Genomic DNA, 1,459 nt, shown 5'->3' with positions numbered 1-1,459 from the left:
TAACACCATTAAAGACCTTGATGGGTTTTTCTGTCCACTTAAATGTTCAACTTAAATTTTACAATCTGCCAATGTACAATAACTATATTGAATTAAAAAATTTTTATGGTAGTGAAAAATGGTTTGAATATATGGAAATTGAAAAAATCCCAGTAAAATGTGGTGTTTTAACAGAAGACCAATTATTTGATATGATTGGTGATCATAATGAACTTCTTGGAGTATTACTTGACCTAACTTCAAAAATGTACAAAAATTTTTAAAAAAAATAAGCACCACTTAAGGTGCCATTTTTTGCCTGCTGAACTCATTTTTAGTGACTTTTTATATAGTTTTGATTTTGTTTTATTTTCATCTAACTGTAAACCAAATCATCACAAACGCTTATATACCAATGAAGTTTACTGTAAATTTACACTGTTTAAATGCTAGGTTTAATTCTACAAATTTTTTAAATGTTTCGATTTTGAATTTTATTTCAGGTAAATTACTGGACGAGTAAGTAGACCAGTCTTTAACGTCACTTCCAATTATAGCTAATGCTTTATGAGCATTAATAATTCCCATTGTTGCCAATTTTCCAGGTTCTAAAATTACGACGTAATCACTTAGTTTTTTCTTCTAATCGATTTTTAAAACTAAAATCAATGGAGCGTTCTTTATCTTTATCTAGAAAATGGGGGATAACGATAATGTCATCTGAATTAAACTGCTTTACTCTATCAAAGAAGTCATTTTCTGATAAAGTAAACGTATCATAGTTTCTATTTGAATCATTGTCGAATGTTTTATAAAATGCTTCCTTGCATGATGGATCGCAAATCAGAACAATATGGCTTTGGTTCTTTTCACTTATTACATCAAGTTCTATTCCAGGGAAAATTACAAGTTCTTCATCTAAATTTTTTATTTGTCTAGCTTAATTTTACAATCGGCGTATTTCCTTACACCTTTTTCTATAGCATTATTAATTCTTTTCATTCTGGACCACATTTCAATCATACCTTTAACTTAGTAGTAATTTTATTGATTATCTCACTAATTATTGGAATTTATAATGTGTTCATATCATCTAAAAAATCAAATTCGTTTTAAGTGTTAATTAAAATTGTGACCCTAAAATAACTTATAAAGAAATTGCTAATTTTAGAGTGTTAAGTTGACTCATCACTAACAATTATAGAGGAGAAGTAATTTGCTGAAACTTTTCAGAAAAAATGGCCCCAACTCAAGAAAGGGTTTCTTAATATTCTTAGTTCTTATTATTGGTGAGCTATTTATTCCGGGAGAACCTAAGTTAATTTCTTTAAACACTGCGTATATATTAACAGTGATACTAATAGCATTTTTATATTTATTTACCAGACTAGTTAATAGTATTTCTCATAATGGCAGATTGCAAGAAATAACTTGAACGAATTTAGTGACGTAGATTAAGTAAGAAGATCTCGATTGGTGT

General features: G+C 28.2%; 1 protein-coding gene. It reads left to right on the top strand.

Annotation, left to right across the window (positions count from 1 at the left end):
- Nucleotides 1-20: 20 nt before the first annotated feature.
- A complete protein-coding gene (locus IE039_RS08275; protein ID WP_229782872.1) occupies nt 21-263 on the top strand; it encodes a DUF4298 domain-containing protein in 243 nt (80 codons plus the stop codon).
- Nucleotides 264-1,459: the final 1,196 nt, after the last annotated feature.

Source organism: Leuconostoc lactis KCTC 3528 = DSM 20202 (assembly GCF_014651235.1).
Taxonomy (GTDB): Bacteria; Bacillota; Bacilli; order Lactobacillales; family Lactobacillaceae; genus Leuconostoc; species Leuconostoc lactis.
This window is presented reverse-complemented; position numbering and strand designations above follow the sequence as displayed.